16 protein-coding genes are annotated in these 20,220 nt (G+C 55.8%); 1 reads left to right on the forward strand and 15 read right to left on the reverse strand.

Annotated elements, in window-relative coordinates:
- Nucleotides 1-33: 33 nt before the first annotated feature.
- The 8 genes from HYZ49_21010 to HYZ49_21045 are packed head-to-tail and all read right to left on the reverse strand — an operon-like array spanning nucleotide 34 to nucleotide 12,053.
- Nucleotides 34-1,752 (reverse strand): hypothetical protein, encoded by a 1,719-nt coding sequence (locus HYZ49_21010; GenBank protein ID MBI3244766.1) that lies wholly within the window; start codon nucleotides 1,750-1,752, stop codon nucleotides 34-36.
- Nucleotides 1,674-2,882 carry a DUF2029 domain-containing protein gene (locus tag HYZ49_21015; protein MBI3244767.1) on the reverse strand — a complete coding sequence of 403 codons (1,209 nt, stop codon included), beginning with the start codon at nucleotides 2,880-2,882 and terminating at the stop codon, nucleotides 1,674-1,676. Before HYZ49_21015 ends, HYZ49_21010 begins: the two co-directional genes overlap by 79 nt.
- Complete coding sequence (locus HYZ49_21020; GenBank protein ID MBI3244768.1) at nucleotides 2,882-4,405, reverse strand: glycosyltransferase family 39 protein; 1,524 nt, start codon at nucleotides 4,403-4,405, stop codon at nucleotides 2,882-2,884. Before HYZ49_21020 ends, HYZ49_21015 begins: the two co-directional genes overlap by 1 nt.
- A 3-nt stretch (nucleotides 4,406-4,408) precedes the next feature.
- The gene (locus HYZ49_21025) at nucleotides 4,409-5,788 is read right to left on the reverse strand and encodes a glycosyltransferase family 39 protein (protein ID MBI3244769.1); all 1,380 of its coding nucleotides are present in this window, start codon (nucleotides 5,786-5,788) and stop codon (nucleotides 4,409-4,411) included.
- A gap of 41 nt (nucleotides 5,789-5,829) precedes the next feature.
- The gene (locus HYZ49_21030; GenBank protein MBI3244770.1) at nucleotides 5,830-7,290 is read right to left on the reverse strand and encodes a hypothetical protein; all 1,461 of its coding nucleotides are present in this window, start codon (nucleotides 7,288-7,290) and stop codon (nucleotides 5,830-5,832) included.
- Nucleotides 7,287-8,243, reverse strand: coding sequence for a hypothetical protein (locus HYZ49_21035; protein ID MBI3244771.1), 957 nt, complete (start codon nucleotides 8,241-8,243; stop codon nucleotides 7,287-7,289). Before HYZ49_21035 ends, HYZ49_21030 begins: the two co-directional genes overlap by 4 nt.
- Nucleotides 8,233-10,428 (reverse strand): YfhO family protein, encoded by a 2,196-nt coding sequence (locus HYZ49_21040; protein MBI3244772.1) that lies wholly within the window; start codon nucleotides 10,426-10,428, stop codon nucleotides 8,233-8,235. The genes HYZ49_21035 and HYZ49_21040 overlap by 11 nt, the downstream gene beginning before the upstream one ends.
- Nucleotides 10,425-12,053, reverse strand: a complete 1,629-nt coding sequence (locus tag HYZ49_21045) for a glycosyltransferase family 39 protein (protein MBI3244773.1) — start codon at nucleotides 12,051-12,053, stop codon at nucleotides 10,425-10,427. The genes HYZ49_21040 and HYZ49_21045 overlap by 4 nt, the downstream gene beginning before the upstream one ends.
- On the opposite strand from HYZ49_21045, the gene HYZ49_21050 reads away from it, so the two are divergent.
- Nucleotides 12,052-13,665 (forward strand): hypothetical protein, encoded by a 1,614-nt coding sequence (locus HYZ49_21050; protein ID MBI3244774.1) that lies wholly within the window; start codon nucleotides 12,052-12,054, stop codon nucleotides 13,663-13,665. The two genes, HYZ49_21045 and HYZ49_21050, sit on opposite strands and share 2 nt — an antisense overlap.
- On the opposite strand, the gene HYZ49_21055 is transcribed toward HYZ49_21050, so the two are convergent.
- The 7 genes from HYZ49_21055 to HYZ49_21085 form a co-directional block, all read right to left on the reverse strand.
- Nucleotides 13,666-14,628, reverse strand: a complete 963-nt coding sequence (locus HYZ49_21055; GenBank protein MBI3244775.1) for a DUF2029 domain-containing protein — start codon at nucleotides 14,626-14,628, stop codon at nucleotides 13,666-13,668. It abuts the gene before it with no gap.
- Between the two features lies 1 nt (nucleotide 14,629).
- Nucleotides 14,630-15,544 carry a class I SAM-dependent methyltransferase gene (locus tag HYZ49_21060; protein MBI3244776.1) on the reverse strand — a complete coding sequence of 305 codons (915 nt, stop codon included), beginning with the start codon at nucleotides 15,542-15,544 and terminating at the stop codon, nucleotides 14,630-14,632.
- A complete protein-coding gene (locus HYZ49_21065; protein MBI3244777.1) occupies nucleotides 15,541-16,644 on the reverse strand; it encodes a glycosyltransferase family 4 protein in 1,104 nt (367 codons plus the stop codon). The genes HYZ49_21060 and HYZ49_21065 overlap by 4 nt, the downstream gene beginning before the upstream one ends.
- Nucleotides 16,641-17,834, reverse strand: a complete 1,194-nt coding sequence (locus tag HYZ49_21070) for a glycosyltransferase family 39 protein (GenBank protein MBI3244778.1) — start codon at nucleotides 17,832-17,834, stop codon at nucleotides 16,641-16,643. Before HYZ49_21070 ends, HYZ49_21065 begins: the two co-directional genes overlap by 4 nt.
- A gap of 172 nt (nucleotides 17,835-18,006) precedes the next feature.
- Nucleotides 18,007-18,954: a glycosyltransferase family 2 protein gene (locus tag HYZ49_21075; GenBank protein ID MBI3244779.1), complete on the reverse strand. Its 948-nt coding sequence runs from the start codon at nucleotides 18,952-18,954 to the stop codon at nucleotides 18,007-18,009.
- Nucleotides 18,852-19,127: a hypothetical protein gene (locus tag HYZ49_21080; GenBank protein ID MBI3244780.1), complete on the reverse strand. Its 276-nt coding sequence runs from the start codon at nucleotides 19,125-19,127 to the stop codon at nucleotides 18,852-18,854. The genes HYZ49_21075 and HYZ49_21080 overlap by 103 nt, the downstream gene beginning before the upstream one ends.
- Nucleotides 19,124-20,059 carry a YfhO family protein gene (locus HYZ49_21085; protein MBI3244781.1) on the reverse strand — a complete coding sequence of 312 codons (936 nt, stop codon included), beginning with the start codon at nucleotides 20,057-20,059 and terminating at the stop codon, nucleotides 19,124-19,126. The genes HYZ49_21080 and HYZ49_21085 overlap by 4 nt, the downstream gene beginning before the upstream one ends.
- Nucleotides 20,060-20,220: the final 161 nt, after the last annotated feature.

Raw genomic sequence — 20,220 nt, forward strand, 5'->3', positions numbered from 1 at the left:
GACACGAATCGGATGGACGGTGACACGCAAGGTTCACCGCTGAGGTCTTAGTTCGTAAATTTCCACATTCGAGGTGGAAAAGGCAAATTTAAGATAAGGGGCTGTGGCCGGGTCGAAAGCCCCCAACTGACGTTCGGCAGGGCCATAGAACAAAAAGCGACAACCCATTGAGCGAACGAATTGTTCTCGCCGGGCATTGCTCGTACCAGCATCGAATATCTGAAAGACGGCATCCTGCTTGGCATAGAAATCTATCGTCAAATTCCAATGGCCGATGCAAGTGCGCGCTCCGCTGCGAGCTGAAATGTAATTCCCAGTTTCGTAAGCGGCAAGCGTTAAATCGTCAACATGGGATTCGCGGCCAAGCCAGTCGGCGGCTTGGGCAACACCGGCAGGCACAAACATTGCTGGCGAACGAAACCAGGCCGAAAGGGTATAGCCTGTCACCAGCAAAATATTGGAGATCGCGGCCAGGGCCAGTATCAGATTTATCATCAGTAATCTGAAGCGTCGCGGGTGATAACGCCGCGCCAGCCACCGGGAAAAACGGGAGCGTTTCAATGCCGGCAATACAACTGCGGTCAGGCCAATTCCGGCCAAACCGGCCAATGGAACTTGCAAGCCCATAATGAACCGTCGTTGGATTTGCACCGGCGCATAAAGCATTACCCCGCCTATGATCAACCAGGCTACTAACGGCAACTCGGGCAAGCGCATTCTTCGCAACACGCATACCAGCCCGAAACAGGCCAGCAAACTGCTAACTCCAAAACCCAGGGCATAGTATTGGAATGGAGGCGACAGGGTAATGTCTTGCCGCGCCAGCGCCGCAAATACAGAGTCGGTCCGAAGCGCAAAAGCATAGTAGAGCGCAACTGGAGCAACCCCGGCGCCTGCCGCACCCAATACGCTGAAAATCGTAACGGCACGCTCTCGCCTCTTCCATGCAAGCAGGATGGCACAGACAAAAGCTATGATCCCTGCCCCGGGGACGATTTTGGGATGTACCACAGTCAGCGCCAATCCTACGCCAAAGGCAATCAATAGCAATTTGGGTTTCGGCGAAAACGCAGAGCGGTGAATGCTTGTGAGCAGGGTCAACATTAGCGCCCAGGCGATTGCAAAGTGCGGCACAAGCAGGATCGAGAAAAACGCGAAAGCATCCATCAACCACAAATCGATCCCGGAGATACCTTCAGGGCCGACCGGCATTACAACCTGCATCAACCAGCCAAGGCCCGACCCGATACACACCAGTAAGTAGGCAATCTTCCGCGCCGCCCGCCAGGCGACATGCGCCGACAGATAATCATAGGCGGCCCACAACATCCACAAGCCGCCCAAGCCGCGCGCTAAATGATAACCAACCATCGGTGACAAACCCGAGACTCGGCTGATCTGCCCCAGTACAATGTAAAACTCATACAGGAACATAGGCGAATGCGCCTCTACCGAATAAGGCAAGGTCATCAACCAGGCGCCGCGCCAGCCTTGTTGTAGGATGGCCAGATAAACGTTAGCATCTATTGAATTGAAAAGAGTGCCGGTGAACCTAAGCTCTGAAGTTTGCCGATACCATCCCGCCAGATAAGGCACATAGGTTATGGCGACAGTGATAAGCGCCACTTTTATGACCCACCATCGTTCTTTTGAGCGCGATGTGCTTGAAAGTTTCACAGGTGGATTGTGTTCCGACGATACATCATCAATCCTAATAACAATCCAAACGGCAGGGGCAAATACACCGGCCATTGCTCCTCCCGCCCCTGGACTGTAACTACAAACACAACCCACATGCCAACTAGAAGCACAATTTCGGTCAGAGCGATCCATAAATGGGCTTTTGGGCCATAAGCTCGGGCGGCCAAGACAAAGAGGTAAATCAGCGCCGGTAACATCATCACGTAATTGGTTGTCGCCGTTCGAGTCACAATCAGGTTCGTCGCCACCAGCGTCAGGGCCAGCACCCAGTCAAACCGCCCGCCATCGTCGCGGCGGACGCCCCACCATTCCCATATAAGCCAGACTGTCAGAATCGTCACGAGCGCCCATTCTACCGGCTGGCCCAGAAAAGGGAAAACCGTTTGCGTCAGAATGTTGATGGGCGAGCCGATATGCGTGTAGTTTGTGTAATCGGCCAGTTGGCGTTGCATGTCGTTCAGCCAGCCCGGCAGGAGCAGGAAGGAGCCGCCGACCAGGACCGCCATGCTCATCGCCAGTGAAGCCGCCAGCCGCCAGCGCCGGGCCGAGAGACTCCAGAGGCCGAGCAGGGGCAACAGCAGAAACGTCATTTGTGGTTTGATAGTCGCCAGAGCCAGGCACACCCCGGCCAGCACGTCTCGCCGCTCTTTGACAGCCCACAACCCGACCGCGATCAACACCGCCACCACGCCCGCCATCTGCCAGAGAATAATGGTGCGCGCGCCATGATAAAAAATGACGGCCCAGATCACCGTCAACGCCAGCAACCACGACGGCGGCTTCCATTGATACATTCGCAAACTTACAATCGTGGTAAGGATGAGCGACACTTCCAGAAGCACCATGCCCACCGCTCGCGCCCACTCATAGTTGAGCCAAAGCAGAGGCAAATAAAAGAACACGGTGTAAAACGGATAGACGAACCGTTGTTTGTCCTCCTCGGGGCGGGCCCGCCGCCCGTAAATCATCTCCTGCGCCCGATCCGTCACCTCATCGCTGTACGGGTTTAGCCCTTCCGAGAACCAGGCCAACGACCCCACCCAGCGCGGGATTGAATCGTTGCCGCCCGGAAAACGCGCCGTAAAAAAATCGTGGAGAAAGATGATGTTGCCCAACGCCACAACCACCAGCAACAAACCCGCCGCCAGCCGACTCAACCTTTGTCTATCAACAAGTTTCATCAGCGCACCCGATACACGACAATTGGCCCGTAAGTTTTATCGGCTACGGGCAATTCGGCCACCAACTCCAAACTGCGTTCGCCAAAGAACGGGCTAAAACTGCTCCAGATGTACTCACGATGATCAATCAGCAACCCCCCGCCACGTGAGACAAAATAATCCAGCAGTCGCTTGTCATGCCGCGCCTCAATCGCGCCCCAATCCACCAGGCCGTCGAGATTGATGACGCGGCGCTCGCTGTAGTAAGCGTAGATGCCGGTGTTGAACGCGCCGACAATTTCATCAGGCGCGGTGTTGGACTTCAGCCACTGCGCGCCGGTCACCATATCGGCCTGCCATTTCAATTCCGGCTCGTTGATTGTTTTGATCGCTTGCGCGATCACGATGGCGCCCAGCCCGATCCACAGTCCAGCCGCCACCCGTTTCCCGAGCTGTGTTCTCAGCCCCGCCGCCGCCACCGGGCCGACCGCCACCGCCACCGTCCAGGCCAGCGGCACAAAATACCAGCCGCGTGGATACCAGCGCACGAAGGTGTGGATGACGATGATGAGGAGAGCGCCAAGAACTGGAAGCCAGAGATAGTTAGAGTTAGAGTTTTGCGCTCGATCTCGCAAGACAAGGATGAGGCTGACGACCAACAGAATGAGGCTTGCGCCAGGATAAATGATCGTGTCACGAAGGCTGAGGTTGATGACAGGAAACAGCAGGCCATTCCAGAGCTTTTGTGGATCGGAATTTTGAATCGCGTAAGCCACCAGCGACGGGATCGCCGCGCCCGAAGATTGCGCCATCGTCCCCAGGCGCAGTTGGCTCCAGAGGAACCAGGGGCTAACCACAACCACGGCGGCGACCCCGGCGATCAACCCCTGTCGCAGAGCCAGAACACGATCTGCGTCAAACAGAATCTTGCGAGTAAACAGTCCGGGCCACAACACGGCCACAATCACACCTAAATCACTGCGGGCCAACACGGCCAGTCCGGCCAGCCCGCCAAAAACTGCCGCCCGCTTCGCGGTTGGCAACTCGCGAAGAAACTGCCAGGCCAACACGCAGGCCGCCAGCGCCAGGGCCGCCAGCCCTGTCTCCAATCCGTTGACTGATTCCAAAATGGTGCGCGGGTTGAAGAGATACAAAGCCGTTGCGATCACCGCCGCCGGCGAACGCAACTCAGGGCCAACTGCCCGCCAAACGACCCACCCGGCCAGCGCGCCGGCCGCCGTGTCGCAAACCGCGCTCACCGTCAACGCCAAATGCACCGGCAGGTCGCCGCGCGAAAACGCGCCAAAGATCGGCGTGAGGAGCAACGCCCACAGCGGATGAAAGCCATTGGTCGGCGCGACGCCGTCGAACGTAGCGCCCAGCCCGGCGGCGAGGTTGCGGGCGATAACGAAGTAGATGAAGGCATCGTCCGGCAGGGTGTGTATGACCAAGACCGATATTGGCATCCAGGCTACGATCAGCCGCAACGCCAGCCCGGCCACGACAAGAACGATGAAAGCATAACTGCTTCGTGAGTTGATCACAATCTACTTGCCAATTATCACCAAAGCCAGGCCGGTGAAGCTCCGCACTTCCAGTGGCGCGCCGGGGTTGTCCAGCCGCCACTGTTTGAAGAACGATGGGCCTTCGGTCAGCGGATCGAACGGCGCTGACTTGCTCAGGGCATGCGCCGACTCATGCGGGCTACGCAGGACGAGCACGAACGGCCCTTCGGCCAGTCGGGCGTTCAAGTCGGCGGTGTTGCGAGCAAAGGCAAAGTTAAGCGGCGTGGTCACGTAGGGAGTGATCCCCAAAAGCGATTCGCCGTCGGGCAGGCCGACAGTCAGGTTTTCAGAATACAACACCTGGGTTGCGCCGCGCCAGTCTTCCTTGGCAAAGACAGGCTCAGTATAGAGCCGAATCGAACCAAGCAAAAGATAACTTGTAACCAGCAAGATAACTGCCAGCCTCAGGCCTCGCTGGAAATTCGCCAGCGCCGCTGATGAGAGCAATGCTACCGAGAGGAGAGCCGGCTCAAAAAAACGATCAATGTAGGCAGGCAAGCGAAGCGAAAACAGCCAGGCGGTCGTGATGGGCAAGGCCAGCCACCACAACAGCAACTGCGCCTCACGAGTCCCGGTGCGCGTGCCTAGCACTAGCAATATAATGACGATTGCAACACCCACGACGGCAAACGCCGTCCACCCCGCCGTATCACCTCTGACAAAGTTCCACAAAGTTTTGAGAGGCGTTGTGAGTGAGATTTCCGGTATCCAGGTGTTAGCCGTGAGCGGCTGGCGCTGGGCAAGAAAGGCCAACACCCAACCTGCCACTGGAATGACGGCCAGGGCTTGGGCCAATGCCCATTTGCGAAAGACAAGAGGCTGGCGGCGCAATTGAGTCAGAATATAAACAGCTTGCGCGTACACAAACAAGGCTGACACATACTGAGTCACATAAAAGGCCGCGCTGGCGGCAATGAACACCACCCAGCTTTTGCCGCGCTCAGCCTGCCAGAAACACCAAAGCACCAACCCGCCCAAAAACAGATAGAGGCCGTAAGGCCGCGCATCCTGCGAATACCACACGGCAAACGGCGAGAAGGCAATCAAGGCCGCCGCTGTCACGCCAGTGGCGGCGTTGAACGTCGCCCGGCCAAGCTGGTAAGTGATCGAAATTGCCAACCAGCCGAAGAACGCGCTCGACAGTCTCAGGCCAAACTCGCGCGAGCCAAACAGCGGCACGGCAAGTTTGGTAATCACGTAAGGCAAAGGTGAGACATCGCTCACAACCAGCATCGCTTTCCAAACATCGGCCCAACTTGTCTTCACGGCCACGCCCCAGGTGTAGGCTTCGTCCACCCAAAAACTGCGCGCGCCCAGCTCGTGAACGCGAAGAAAGAAGCCTATCAACAGAATAACAAGCATGATGTACTGCGTATTGCGTGTTGCGTATTGCTGTTTGATCTTCAATTTGTTTTCACCATCACCACTGCCAGCGTATCCGAATAACGCACCGCCCAGCCGGGCGTCTGCCGCAGTTCGCGCGCCAGCGGCGAGTTGGTATCCACCACCACCAGCCGGATGCCCTGTTCAGCTAACCTCTTCTCCCAACCCGGCTCGGCCAGATACACGCTCAGATACTCTTGCAAAAATTCGTCATCGTAGAGGTCGGTGCGGCCATCCACGTAAACGGGCAAATCGGGATACAACGCCCAGACCAGGTAACCGCCAAAATTATAAGAATTAAACATCGGCCCGGCTGTTGGATTTTGTTTGAGATAGTTGGCCGCGCCGACCGGAGAAACACGGGCAACCGCCTCCAACGTGGTGGCCGGGTTCAACGGCAAAGCCGTTTTCAACAAAGCGGCGGCGGCCACCACGATCAGTAACGTCCAGTTCAAAGCCGCCAAACGGCGCGGCGGCGAACCCGTTGTTTCGGCAATCTTCAGCTTGGGGAACTGGTCTTGCAGTTCGGCAATGGCCGAGTCGGCGTGGCGCATCAAAATGGGCGCGATCACGACAGCGAACACGGCGGTGTTGCGCCCGGCCAGCAGGGCTAAGGTCGTGAAGGCGGCAAAGAGCAAAAGGTCTGTCAGGTCAAGACGGCGGCGCGAAAGCCCAACCGCACTAAATGTGGCCAGCCACATGACGATGAAGACCTGTGCCTCACGGGCATGAAAGTTTGGCGACTGCCATTCTTGAATGTAATTTTGCAAAACGCCGATGGAAACCGTTTTGAACGGGTAGAGCAACATTTGCGGGCCGTAAGGGTTGAACAGCACTGCAACAGCGCAAGCAAAGCCTGAAGCGCCAAGCCAGACAACCGGCTTCCAGCCTTCAACACCGCGAGCGAGTATGAATTTGATTGCCTCGCCTGCAAGCGTCACCGCCAGAAGAATGAATCCTATCGCGAAGCCGCCGTGCAAGTTCACCCAGGCCAGCATGAGCAATGGCAAGAGCCATAACCGATTAATGCCTCGCCAGCGATACAAATGCAAAACGTAGGCAAAGGTAGCGGCCAACAACATTGAAATGATCTGTGGCCGTGCCGACCAGTAGACGGCTGAGGTCGCCGCCGCCAACACGACACAAAAGGCGCGCAGGTATGAGCCGCCCTCGCCGGAGTGGTAGACAAAGAAGAAGGCCAGCCAGACAACGAGCGTCGTCGCCAAATTCAGCCCGCCAAAGCCGAAGGCGCGAAAGATAAGGGCCATCGGGATTTCGGAGAGCCACGAGTGATTGATCCAGGGCGAGCCGGCTCGAGTGTGAGAGAAAACGTCAAAGTTGAGGAGACGGTGCTCCTCCAGCATCCACTCCCCGGCTCGCAAATGCCAAAAGGTGTCCGAGTCCACCGCCACGCGGGCGGCCATGGCAAAGAGGCCGACGAAGAAGATGAGGGTGGCGAGGCGGCGAGTGGTAAGAGTCATTCAGGGCTTTCGTTGGCGGCTGATTTAGAGACGGGCGGCGCTCGCAACATCCACCATACCAATGCCGGAAATCCCAGCGCCAGCCATTTTAGCCCGCTATTAAAAATTAGCGGGATGAGGAGCAACCATGTCCCGGCCCACAAAATTAAGCGCCTGGTTCCCTTCACTCTGCCCAGGGCAGGCAAAAGCAAAACAAAATGTTGAGGCATGAGGAATGGCGACAGAAAACTCCCGGCGGCCATCAGCGCCAGAGGGTCTGGGGGCGTTTGTGCAAGCAAGGTCAAGCCAATGGCAATCATGGGCCATCCTAAACTGGCCCAGCCAAAGGCGGACGGATGTTGAATGCGATCGGTGACGCTCCCAAGCACACGCGTCGGCCAAAACTGCCACACCACGAGTGTCAATAATCCGAAGGCCGCCGCCCATATAATCCAGGAGCGACGCGATAGCACTGCCCACAGGCCTAAATGAGGTTTGAGCAACACCCAGGGAATCCCAACCGGCATCATTAACATCCCCCAAAGCGCAACTGCTTCAATGTTGCCGACCCATAGCAGAATCATAGTTGGCGGGGTGAATAATGCCAACAGCACACAGCCCAGCGCATTGCTGGTCAGGCGCCAGGCAGGCCGCCGCTCCCCGCCGAAAACTTCACGCGCTACCGACACGGCCACTGTCATCAACAATAGCGCATTCAATCCGGCCAGGCCCGTTCGCCAGGGCAGTGCGAGCAGAGGCGCAAGCGCCCATTCTATCCAGGGCGGGTATTGCCGAAAGTCGCGCGCCCAAAAATATACACGCCAATCAAACCCCAGCATCGGGAGTTGATGGGTGAGCGGCCACAATAACAGCGCCCCTGCCAGCACAGCCAAAGCTGATCTCCAATCGGGTGGCTCCGCTCTCAACCAATTCTCGCGCCAACCCAGCCGCCAGCGCCGCGTGCTAGTCATCATGCCGTCTCCTGTTGGCAACTTCGATAATCACCCATACCATCAGTCCAGCCAACGAGGCGAGCGAAACCGGCCAACCGATGCGCCAGCCAAGCGGGTTGTAACTCAACCGGATATGGTGTTGGCCGCTCTCCACGGCCACACCTATCAATGCCTCTTCCACTCGTTGGGTTACTACCGATTTTCCATCCACCGTTGCCTGCCAACCTGGCAACCAGGTTTCGCTCACCACCAGTTGACTGGGTTCGAGCGCCAACACCTTCAGCTCATATTCACCTGCGCCCCGCTTCACGATCTCTACAGTGCCATCACCCTTCAACCGGGCGCGCGGTTGCCAAAGCAAGTTCTCATAAACCCAGTCCTGTTCATGATGAAACACTGCTTTCAGGTTTAGATCGGAGAGGATGTATGGAGCGACAATGTAACGAACATTCAAAAGCCCCAATCGGTAGGCGTCCGGCACAGAGGTCGGGGTGATATCGTCCAGGCAAACGGGGATGGAGGTGGAATGGCCCGGCCGGTTACAGCCTGTAGCCAATCGGATTGCCGTGACAGTATGTTCTATTTGAAATCCTATTTGCCCTTCCAGCAGATCAACATTGCGCTCAGCCGCAAGTGAAAATGGGATGTCGCCGGGTGGCGAGTACACTCTAAAAATGCCGGGTTGAGCCGTCACAAAATCGAAGGCGGGCGTAGAGGTTAAGAACTCAGCGCGGGGGTTGACCAGCCGCAAATGGTCTGTCGCCAAAGGCAGCAGATCCAATAACAAGACAAGGATCAACAGCCACTGAAATACGCGCCCACTGATATACCTTTTGAGCCAAACCCAACCCGCCGCGGTCGCGGCTATCATCACTGCCAATTGAACAACGAGTTGCCAGTGCCACTGTTGGAATAGCGCATAATAAGCAAGAAACGCCGCCATGCCACCCACAAAATAAACCCCGGCCAGTCGGAGGAGCCACTGTCGCCGTGGCCCCCATTGCCAGCGCAGGCCATCATGGTTAAGCGCTTCAACTCCCAGCCCTGCCAACAATGACGCCGCCAACCCGCCGAAAAACCAGAGCCGCGTTGGCACACGCAATAGCCGGAAGCCAGGAACGATCGCCAACGTTAAGCCAAACAATGGCGTGCTGGCCCCCAGGCTATAGACCAAAGCAAAGGCTACTAGCAATATCAACTGCCATTTGATGCGGCGCGGGGATATGCGCCAGCCAATGATAGCCAACAAAGGCGTCAGCACGCCTAAAAAAATTGTCCATTCGTGGAGATGTGTCCGCGGCGGGGCTAACAACGTAAAGAGCAACTCTGGCGGCAGGGCATAGGCGTTGGCGTCTGCAAGAGTGTAATTGGCCCGGCTATTGTAAGGCATCAATTCAATCAACGGGGCCAGCACCGCCGCGGCGAAAAGCGCAAAGGAGGCAATCATCACCCCATAAATTGCGGCCAGCCGCGCGCCCTCACGCCAACCTGCTGGTTGGCCGCCGACTGCTCGCCAAAAAGCCGGAGCGAAACGCCAAAGCCAGAATAGGGAAACCACAAACAGAGTGTAGAGAGGAATGTAAACGTGCGCCGGCAATTGCAGAGCCAAAGCCAGCCCAGCGAGCGCCGCCGCCAACAGCGAACCGTCGAGCGCCAGCTTGAACGCCAGCAATACTGCTGGAACCCAGGCCAGCCCAGCCACTGTGCCAATATGCCCCACAGCCAAATGCGCCATCATTTTAGGGGCAAAGGCAAAACTGAGACCTCCTAGTAGTGCCGCCGGGCGTGACGTATTGCCGCCGACGCGCAACAAAAGAAACGTGAAAACTCCGGCCAGAAAAACGTGCGTCGCGTCGAAGATATTAAACGCCAGTTCCGGAGGCAAAAAGACGAAAACTATATTAAGCGGATAGATGAATGCCGTGTCGGTGTCGCCGGCTAATGGCCGCCCCAGGGCCATTTGTGGCGCCCATAGCGCAAGTTGCCCGGCCCGCAAATGCGCCGCGAACTGCGTCAACTGGTGCCAATGAAGCCCGGAGATGTCAGAGCCTAAACCTGGTTGAGACCAGATGATGGAATCTGGAGTGACAAAGGAAGGCCAAAAGAACAGACCCGTAATCAACGCCAATAACAGAATTGACGCGCTATCTCGCTCAGCCCATTGCTCTATTGCTTGTTGTAGCCTGGCCGTCATCATTTGAGTCATGGGAGGTGCGCCGCTGAATTTTCCTTCAACGTTATTTCTCGCGGCGCAACTTTACGCGACAGGCCATAAAAAACGTGAAAGTCGCCAATAGATGTTTCGTTGTATGTCACTCCTAAACGGTCAAATTCAGATCGAAGCCGCCCATCGAGTGGCGGGTGATTGGTAGTGATGTAGGCCGCCCGGTCGCTGGCGGCTACCGCCGCAGTGTAGGGCCGGTAGCGATCATCGCGGGTTGTATAACTGAAATCGAGATGATAAGGCAGCGCCGCCGAGCAAAGAATGGTCTCGTTCGAAAGAAAGGCGATCGGAAATGTCACCCAGTAATTGCTGTAGCAACGAGTCTCGCCCTGCGCTTTCAGGAAATCAATCACGGCTGGCAGGTCGCGCTGATCCACTTGCGCCACTTCGTCGAACTGGGTGGTGAAGCCGGGTGGGAAATTGAGCATGGCGTCCGCGTTGCCCCAAAGGTTGAAAGAGAGGATCAAAGCCAACAAGGCTACGGCGGCTCGTGGGTATTCGCGGCGGGCGCGATTCAACAGGTCGGCAATGAAGAGAGCCATTGGCGTTGCCAGCGGCAAAAAATATCGGCCCGACGGATCGGCTCCGAACGGTGTGACAATGAAGGCGACGACGACGACGATACAGATGCTGAGCAACAACGCTCGCTTCCAATCATGCAAACTCAATTTGGCCGCCCGCCCGACAGCGCCCATAAACAACACTAGCACTATTGGCGCAAGCGGCAGGGCCAGCCAGCGCACTGCCCAGGGCGGGCGAAGGCCGATGATGACCGGCAAGCCTAACACGACGAAGGCAAATAGATGTAACAGCGGCCCGCTGGAAGCATTGGCAATCGCCGAGCCGCCCAGTTCGCTGATAGTCTCCGCCCCAAACAGCGTAGCCCACCACCACGGCGCACTGCCAAGCGCAAAACCCATCAGAGCCGACAAATAATTCGCTACAGAGTCCACAGAGAGCACGAAGAAAAATCGTGTTGTTTCTTTGCGATCCCTGTGTTCTCTTTGGTGAAGAATCAGCGCAATGCCAATTGGCAGAAGATAGACTCCGAGCAGGCCAAACGCCCAAAAGCCGAACCCGGCCAACACCCCAAACAACAGCCATTCAAGGTAGGGGCGGCCCTGTGTGGCCGCCCTTTCCCGCAGCCGGATCGTCCATAACAACAGCACGTTGCCAATCAATAGCGTCTCGCCGTAGCCGCCGAGCGTGGCGGTCGTGTACAGCGTTTCCAGCACTGTCGGCACGGCCAGCAGAAGCACGGCGGCAGTCGCCGTCCAGCGGTCGGCAAAAATTTTGAGTCCGAGCAGGTAAGTCGTTGCAACCGTGCCAAGATAAAGCGCCGCCTGCACAACCCGAATCGCCAACACACTCTGGCCAAAGAGCAAAAACGCGCCGGCAATCAGCCAGGCATCCAAACTGCCCAGATACGCCTGCCCATAAAAAAACACCGGGCGCTCGCCCTGCAAAATGTGCCGCGCCATCAACGCCACCACTGCTTCGTCGGCGTTGAAAGGCGTGACATCCAGAACCAGGATGACGGCCTTCAATCCGGCGGCCAGGGTTAGCGCCACCCACAAACCGATATTGTCTCGTATAATCGCTCGCATGGCCGGGAAAGGAAGCTCGAAGTTATCGTTTGACGTTCGCGCGCTTTTCGCGGGCTGTGCCTCACGTTTTACGCCTTACATCCCTTTCTTTATTTTCGCCCTCGCCCTCTTCCTCCGCCTCCTGCCCGGCGAGCGCATGGTGGACGACGCTTACATCACCTTTCGCTACGCCCGCAACATCGTCAACGGCCTCGGCTTCGTCTACAACCCCGGCGAGCGAGTCATGGGAACTACAACGCCGCTTTACACTCTGCTCATGGCCGGGCTGTCGTTCGTTCTCCGCACCCAAAACTTTCCTGCCCTCGCTCGCTGGGTCAACGCCCTGGCCGACGCGGCCACCTGCGCCCTGCTCGTCTCCCTCGGCGAAACATTGAGCGGCCAACGGCGGGTGGGCATCGCCGCCGGGCTGATATATGCCGTCGCCGCCTTCAGCGTGACGTTTGCCGTCGGTGGCATGGAGACTTCGATCTATATTCTCCTGATCGTTCTCACCGCCCTGCTCTACCTGCGCCAGAACCCCGGTTGGGCCGTCGCCGCCACCCTGGCCCTCCTTACTCGCCCTGATGCGCTCATCTTCCTTGGCCCTCTCTGGCTCGACTACATCCTTCGCATCCTTCTCAAGCTCCGCAATACGAAATACGGAATTCTCAATTCACAATTCTCAATTCACAAAACAGTTGCTTTCTTCATCTTTCCACTTATCGTTTGGCTCCTCTTCGCTACCTTCTACTTCGGCACGCCCATCCCGCATTCCATTGCCGCCAAAAGCGTCACCTACCAACTCCAGCCCGAAGAAGCCTTCGTCCGGCTCTGGCAACACTACAGCACTCCGTTCTACGAGCAGGCCACCCTCTTCAACTTGCCCTACGGAAACTTCTGGCCCCTGCCCGGCATCGTCTTGTACTTATCACTTTATTTGATCAGCGCCCTCGCTTTCCTCCGCCGCGACTCACGGGCAACCGCCATCCTTCTTTACCCCTGGCTCTACTTCGCAACCTTCGCCATCGCCAACCCTCTCATCTTCCGCTGGTATCTCACCCCGCCTCTGCCTTTTTATTTTCTCGGCCTCCTCGGCGGCCTCTCGCATATCGCAAACAGCTTATCGCAACGTCTTACGTCTTACGTTTTACGTTTCACGTTCCCGGCTCTTTGCGCCCTCTTCATCTTCTTCTCCCTCCGGGCCTGGGTGCTTGCGCCCGATCACGGCCCAGCCCGGCCCGCGCCCGACATGGCCTGGTTCAAACTCGAGCAACTTTACACGCAAGTCGGCAAGGAACTTGCGCCACAACTCACGGCGCAAACCGTCATCGCCGCCGGCGACATTGGCGCGCTTGGCTACTTTTCCGGCGCTCGCATTCTCGACACCATCGGTCTCGTCTCGCCCGAATCCGTGCCTTACTATCCTTTGCCAAAAGATCAGCTTGTTATCAACTACGCCATCTCCGCCAACCTCATCGCCGACCGCAAACCCGATTACGTCGTCTTCCTCGAAGTTTATGGCCGCAAAACCCTGTTGGCCGATTCCCGTTTTACTGCCAACTACACTCTCATCAAAAAGATCGCAACTGACATTTATGGCAGTGACGGGATGCTGGTGTATCAACGCAAGTAATCAATCCGCTTCATCCAAAACATGGCGATAGAACAAAACCCCCAACGGCAATAACATGGCGGCCCTGGTGAAGACGGTGCCATTAGGGCTTATCACCGGAAGCGAGGCAACCACATAACCCCACCACGGTAACGGAAAGGCTAACAAGGACAACAAACTATAGGCTGGCGAATAAGGGGAAGCGAGCGCGTTGGCAGCCAATAAAATCAACAACCGCAAGCGCCGATCTATGCGACCCGACAAAGCGGGAATAAACAACGCCAATGCGAAAGGGCCAATGATCGGCCATAACGAAACGCCAACAGTAATCGAAAGGCCGTTATCCTGAGTGGCGATGCGCGGCAGGAATTCCATCGGCCACAGCCCCCAGTTGATAAATGTCCAACCAATCACCAGAGCCGTCAGCCAACTTGTGCGCAATCGTGTTTTCCAGTCAGGCGTCCACACAAAATATAGCAGGGCTGGCACGAGGCCAATTTGCGGCTTGATCGCCAGCAAAACATAGGCGAGAGTCAGCCAGATATATTGCTTGCTACGTATCGCGTACCAGCCAAACGCAATACCTAGTACCACTAGCGGCTCTAGTTGCCCAAACGCCAGCATCCAAATTCCTGGATATGAGAGGACAAGCCAGATTGGTGAACCGCCGAGCATCCGCGCTGAAGCGTATAAGCTGGTCAGCATGAGCGCCGTAAACACAATATAGCTGGCCGGATTCCCCAAAAGCGCCAACGGTGTAACAAGAAGTAGCACAAACGGCGGGTTGAAAAAGGTTGGGTGCAACTTCCACGGCTCGTGAACACCGCCAAGCCAGGTCAATGCCGGGGCAACGTAATTCTTCTCCCAATCTCTTTCATGATCAGGGATGTTCGGCAACATAACCAACATGGCGATGCTGATTCCCAGATAAACGATCAACTCAAGATGGGGAAGTTGGCGATAGCGAGCAATCAAAGATTGCATATCAAATCTGCTTTCTCGCATAAGCAGTAAACAAGTCCAACGTATTAACAAGCATCGGCCAACTGCTCAGATTCAGTTTAGCTGCCAGCCACTCTGCCAGTCCGCCGATCCACGGCCCAAACGCCGCTCGCACCCGCCCGGCCAGATAGCCCAAACGCAAATAGCGGCCCTGCGTATGATCGCGCAAATACACAAAGCCTGCTTTCTCCAACATGGCCCGCAAGGTGGCCCGCGAAAAAAACACGACATGCATCTCCATCAGAAACGGCCAGCGCCCGCCCATCACCTTCGCCGTCAGGCTGCCAATATCAATGGTGTGGATCACAATCGTCCCGCCCGGCTTGAGCAAGCGAAAGGCATGGGCAACTTCGCACAGGGGATCGTCAAAGTGCTCGATCACATCCCACATGGTGATCACGTCAAATGACTCATCGGGCCACCCGCCATTTGCCAGAGTTCCCTGTTTCACCGCCAATCCGTTTTGTTGGGCATGCCTTGCCGCCCAGGTTGACGGTTCGATGCCCTCAGCGGCCCAACCGGCCTCAGTTGCCACTTCCACGAAGATGCCTGTGTAAGCGCCTACATCCAGCAAGCGCCGCCCAGCCGGCTCGCCGGTGAGGCGATGCAACGGTTTCAGATGTTTACGAAATGTTGCCACCCGTCCTGCTTGTTCCTGCAAGTAAAGCGGGTCTTCAACGGCTTCATAAGCCTGCAAGACAGCTTCGCCAACGCCGCGCGGGTTGGCAAACACCAGTCCGCACTGCTCGCATTGCACAATTCGATAATGCTGGCCGTAGTCGGGCGAAGTGCAATTGAACGCCGACCCGGCTTTTATTTGATGCGTTTCCGGTAGAGTGGCCGGATACAACTCGCGGCTCTGCTCCGAGCCACACAGATTGCAAGAAACATACTTCATGATGATTTGTTGATCGCTTCCTTATAAACTGCTTCAAATTTTTCCATCGCCGTCGGCCAGTCAAATTTAGCCGCCGTCGCTTTTGCCGCCGCGCTCAACTGTTGCTTTTGATCTGGAGGCAAGCTGGACGCCTGAACCAGAGTTCGGGCCGCAGAGACGGCGTCACGGTAGTCAGCCAGGAATCCATTCTGCCCGTTGATGACCACATCGCGGAATGCTTCGATGTCGTTCACCACCGGAATTAGTCCGGCGGCCATCGCTTCCAGCAATGCCAACCCGAATCCTTCGTAGGAGGCCGCACTCAAAAAAGTTTCTGCCGCGCCAAGTTCGGCGCGCAAGCCGGCGTCGTCAATCTCGCCCGTCCAGCGCGCGGCGCTGGCGATGTTCAATTCGGCGGCCTGTTGTTCAAGTTCGGCGCGAAGGTAGCCGTCGCCGACCACGACGAGTGATAGGTTGGGCTGAAGCTCACGAGCGCGGGCGAACATTTGCAACAACACGGGCAGATTTTTGTTAGGGGCCAGACGGCCCACAGTAATTACTCGCCCCGGCACAGGCCGGTGTTTAACCGATGCAAATGCTGTGTAGTCAATCGCATTGTCAATTCGCACGGCGCGGCCCGCGTGAGTCGCAAACTTGCGTTCGTCGCTGGCGCTGCTGGGGATGACAATTGCCTTCCGCAATGAGCGCGCCGTGATCAGGTTGAAATGCAATCGTTTGAGGGCGGCGTGATCGGCGGTATGAAAGAAGCCGCCGTGCGTGGAGACGACGAGTGGGCGACGATGAAGGAAGTGCGCGGCGGCCAGAAAGTCCAAAAAGAAATCGGTGTTGTGAATGTGAATCACGTCGAAGTGTCTGGCGAGGCCCAGCACGCCGGGAGCGGCAAAGAAGAGTGGGCCGCCCACGAAGGGCAAACGGTGAACGGGGAGGCCGTTCACCATTTCGTGGGCGGCAAGGGTGCCGCGCTCGTGCCAGAGCCGGTTCAGCGTGCCAATCTCGACAGTGTGGCCGCAAGCCGCCAACCGCAAGGCGAGGTCGGCCACAAATCGTTCGACGCCGCCCACCGAGGGGTAGTATTGGCGACAGATGTGAAGAATTTTCAACTCGCACTCCGTGTCGCACGCGCTAACACCGCGCCCGCGCCGATCCACATCAATGGCTCGACCACCCAATGATACCGATCCAGGTTAGCGAGGAAGATCGCGTGCGAGATCGCCGTAAGCAAGATCGCCATGAGTAGCGTGTAAGTCCAACCGCGTTTTTGCGAATCGGCGCGAAGAAACCAAACGCCGAAGAAGAATAGTGGCGTTAAAATGATTCCGCGATCACGAACCGTCCGACTCAAAAACGCCATTGCGCCATTGAGAGGCGGCCAGCTTTGATTCCAGCGCGGATCGTCTGGCAGAGACGCGCCCACTGCCTCAACTGCCCATTGATTGACCGCCGTGCGTCCATCACGAGTAGATAAACTTTGCGATAAAAAATTTGCCGCTTCATCGTGGCGGCGGTCACTGATTCCAAAGAAATAGCCAACGCCGCGAATGGCGGCGACACCGTAGTTGAATGGATTCACTTTGATGCTTTCGATAGCGTAGTTCATGAAAATTTGATCGGCTTCGGCAATCGTGTAAGTGCGATCCGAAAGTATGTCGGCGCGGATTCGCCAACCACTCATCTGACTCGCATCTTGTGTTTTGTATTGCGCGTAGCGTTCACGATAAAGATCAAACGCGGGGAAGTCCGGGTTGAACACATCATCCATATGTTGATAAATCCACCACTGCGTTCCCGTCACCGGCGAAATAGTCACGCGACCTGTGGCGCGATAGACATACAATAACCAGGGGGACAGGACGAACAACACCAGCGCGACATACATCACGGCGCGAGTTAACAAACTTTTGAGCGCCTTTCGCTTCACGCCTAGCGCCAGCATGATCGGCGGCGCGATGACGAAGCCCGCGAGCGATGGGCGCGTGAGCACAATGGCGCTGCCCAACAACGCCAGCCACATCAACATGATCCATTTGGGTTTGGATGTGTGCATCCATAACCCCCACGCCCACGCCACCAACAGAGTCGTGGCTAACGTTTCGGTCATCAAATAGTTTTCAAAAAAAACCAACGGCGGGTAGAGCGCGATGATGACACCTAACACCAAACCGATCCGCGCTGAATAAAGACGGCAGCCAAGATCGGTGGCGAGCGCGACGGTAATCACACCCAATACCGCATGAAAGAGAGTCACCATCCACGGCGATGCAGAAATGCGTAACGCTTCGCCAAGCAACATCGGATACAGCGGCGCCCGAAAAGGCAACAGCAAATCCCACGAGGCATGGTCGCGCCAATTGAGCGCCATTTGATAATAGGCAATGGAGTCGGGTGTGAGCAACAAAGGCGTAACGCTGTGAGTCATAAAACGCACAATGACAGCTATTGCGCTGGCGCTGAGAATGCACCACTTATGAGCGTTCATTGCTTGTCGCGCGATCCAGAATTTTGTCAACGATAAAGATAGGGCGTTTCCGTGTTTGATCCAAATTGCGCCACAAGTATTCGCCCAGCACGCCCAAGATCAACATCTGCACGCCCGAAGTGATCAACACGACGATCATCAACGATGCCCAACCTTCCACTTGCACATTGAGAAACAGCCGCGCAATGATCACATACACAATTGCCAATATACCCAAACCCGAAAAGGCAATCCCCGCGAACGACGCCAGGCGGATCGGCATGTACGAGAAGGCAACAAAGGTATCAATAGCGTATTTGAGCTTCTTCGTAAACGTCCAGCGCGATTGACCATGCTTGCGCGCCGCGCGATCATATAAAACAATGTGCGGCTTAAACCCCAACCAGACGATCAGATAAATCAAGTGAGCGTTTTTCTCTTCACACTGGAGCACAATATCTGCCACGTAGCGATCCACCAAAAAAAATCCCACGCCTGTTGGCGGCACTTCTTTCAATACAAGCCAGTGCAGCAAGGTATTAAACACGTTGGCAAACATGCGGCTGATAAATGGATCATCACGGTTGCGGCGCACGGCAAACACCACACGCTCCCCGGTTTGCCACGCGCGCACCATGTTCGATAAAGCCTCTATGCTATCTTGTAGATCCGCCGCGATGAACGTCACAGCCGAACCCGTCGCGTGAGTCATCCCCGTAAGGATGGCGGCGTTTGAACCAAAGTTGCGCGAGAGTTTAATAACTTTCACTCTCGCATCTTCAGCGGCAATGCTTTTCAAAACATCAAAAGATCGATCACCCGATCCATCATCTACGAACACAAACTCACATATCAGATCAGTGTGTTGCTCGGCAAACGCGTACAACATTCGATGTAGTTCGACAAGCGAGTCTTGGTTGTAATAAACAGGAACAACAATAGAGAGTGTTCGCATAGCAAACTCCTTATCTTACCAATAAAGACATGATCACAGATATTGCATTCGTCGCCGATCACCGCGCCTGCTAACACATGAGCAAACGCCCACACCCGAGTCCGCGCGCCGACACGCGCCCCCGACTCAACAATTGCCTTCTCGTGAATAAATGCCGACGTATGAACATTCATCTTCGTTTTCTCCATATAACGATCATCCACCAAACACTCCAAGCGATCAAGGTGATAAGCGAAATTTTCCAACCCATTCGCCAACGAAGCGGATCGTAGATTAAACAAATCGTGTGATCGCCCGATTCAATTTTGACACCGATCAACGCCTCTTCAACTCGCTCCACCTTCACAGGGATGCCGTCAACCGTTGCCCGCCACCCGGGCGCCCATGAGTCGCTGACGATCAACTGTGTTGACTCATTTGCGCCGGCTTTGATCTCGTACATCCCCGCTTCACGTCTGACGATCTCAGCCTTGCCGTTGGCGATTCGCGCACGTGGTTGCCAACGCAGGTTTTCATAGACGAGATGATCATTTTGAAAAACTAATTTGAAGTTAGGATCGTTCAGTGGCGCCTTGGTCGAGACGAATCGCACATTCAACCGCCCCAACTTCTCCGCGTCGGGGATCGCAGTTGGAACACGATCATACAAACACGATGGCACCGCCGTTGCGTATTGAGCTTTGAGGCAACCTGTCGCCTCATTGATCGCCCGCACTGAATGACTCAACTGCAATGACAATAATCCATCCAACGTATCAATGCCGCGTTCAGCCGCCAACGCATATTGAAAGTCACCACTCGGAGAATACACCCGAAAGATTCCATTTTGTGAGGCGATAAATTCAAACGAGGGTGAAGGCGCAAAGAGTTCTGCCTTGACATTATTCAACTGAATGTAATTGGCATCAAGAGGCAACAGATCGAACAACAAAAGCGGAATCAGCGACCACTGCAAGAGGCGGGCACTAATTCGATCCCGCATCCACGCGAAGAACAACGCGAGGAAGGCGACAAAGGCGATCAGTTGCAGCGCAAGTTGTCCATGCCACCGTTGAAAGAGAACAGCATAGATCGCCAAAGCCGTCATGCCGCCAACGATATACACCCCGGCGAGTCGCTTGATCCATTTTTGAAATAAATTACAGTATAGAGTCGTTTAATTTGATAATCTTATTCACAAATAAAACCCTGGTTTAGAAAGAGTGGAAATACGATCATTTCAAATAAAAAACTTTAATTTGAATTTGTTTTAAATCGATTTGAAAG

Source organism: Chloroflexota bacterium, assembly GCA_016197225.1.
In the GTDB taxonomy this organism is placed as follows: Bacteria; Chloroflexota; Anaerolineae; order Anaerolineales; family VGOW01; genus VGOW01.

What these genes read in the sequence shown, in the direction of transcription:
- HYZ49_21030 (MBI3244770.1), bottom strand. Translation starts at nt 7,290, where the DNA reads ATGACTCTTACCACTCGCCGCCTCGCCACCCTCATCTTCTTCGTCGGC.
- HYZ49_21045 (MBI3244773.1), bottom strand. Translation starts at nt 12,053, where the DNA reads ATGCGAGCGATTATACGAGACAATATCGGTTTGTGGGTGGCGCTAACC.
- HYZ49_21050 (MBI3244774.1), top strand. Translation starts at nt 12,052, where the DNA reads ATGGCCGGGAAAGGAAGCTCGAAGTTATCGTTTGACGTTCGCGCGCTT.
- HYZ49_21070 (MBI3244778.1), bottom strand. Translation starts at nt 17,834, where the DNA reads ATGTTGCTTGGCGAAGCGTTACGCATTTCTGCATCGCCGTGGATGGTG.
- HYZ49_21015 (MBI3244767.1), bottom strand. Translation starts at nt 2,882, where the DNA reads ATGAAACTTGTTGATAGACAAAGGTTGAGTCGGCTGGCGGCGGGTTTG.
- HYZ49_21010 (MBI3244766.1), bottom strand. Translation starts at nt 1,752, where the DNA reads ATGGCCGGTGTATTTGCCCCTGCCGTTTGGATTGTTATTAGGATTGAT.
- HYZ49_21040 (MBI3244772.1), bottom strand. Translation starts at nt 10,428, where the DNA reads ATGACTCAAATGATGACGGCCAGGCTACAACAAGCAATAGAGCAATGG.
- HYZ49_21060 (MBI3244776.1), bottom strand. Translation starts at nt 15,544, where the DNA reads ATGAAGTATGTTTCTTGCAATCTGTGTGGCTCGGAGCAGAGCCGCGAG.
- HYZ49_21080 (MBI3244780.1), bottom strand. Translation starts at nt 19,127, where the DNA reads ATGAATGTTCATACGTCGGCATTTATTCACGAGAAGGCAATTGTTGAG.
- HYZ49_21075 (MBI3244779.1), bottom strand. Translation starts at nt 18,954, where the DNA reads ATGCGAACACTCTCTATTGTTGTTCCTGTTTATTACAACCAAGACTCG.
- HYZ49_21025 (MBI3244769.1), bottom strand. Translation starts at nt 5,788, where the DNA reads ATGCTTGTTATTCTGTTGATAGGCTTCTTTCTTCGCGTTCACGAGCTG.
- HYZ49_21035 (MBI3244771.1), bottom strand. Translation starts at nt 8,243, where the DNA reads ATGATGACTAGCACGCGGCGCTGGCGGCTGGGTTGGCGCGAGAATTGG.
- HYZ49_21055 (MBI3244775.1), bottom strand. Translation starts at nt 14,628, where the DNA reads ATGCAATCTTTGATTGCTCGCTATCGCCAACTTCCCCATCTTGAGTTG.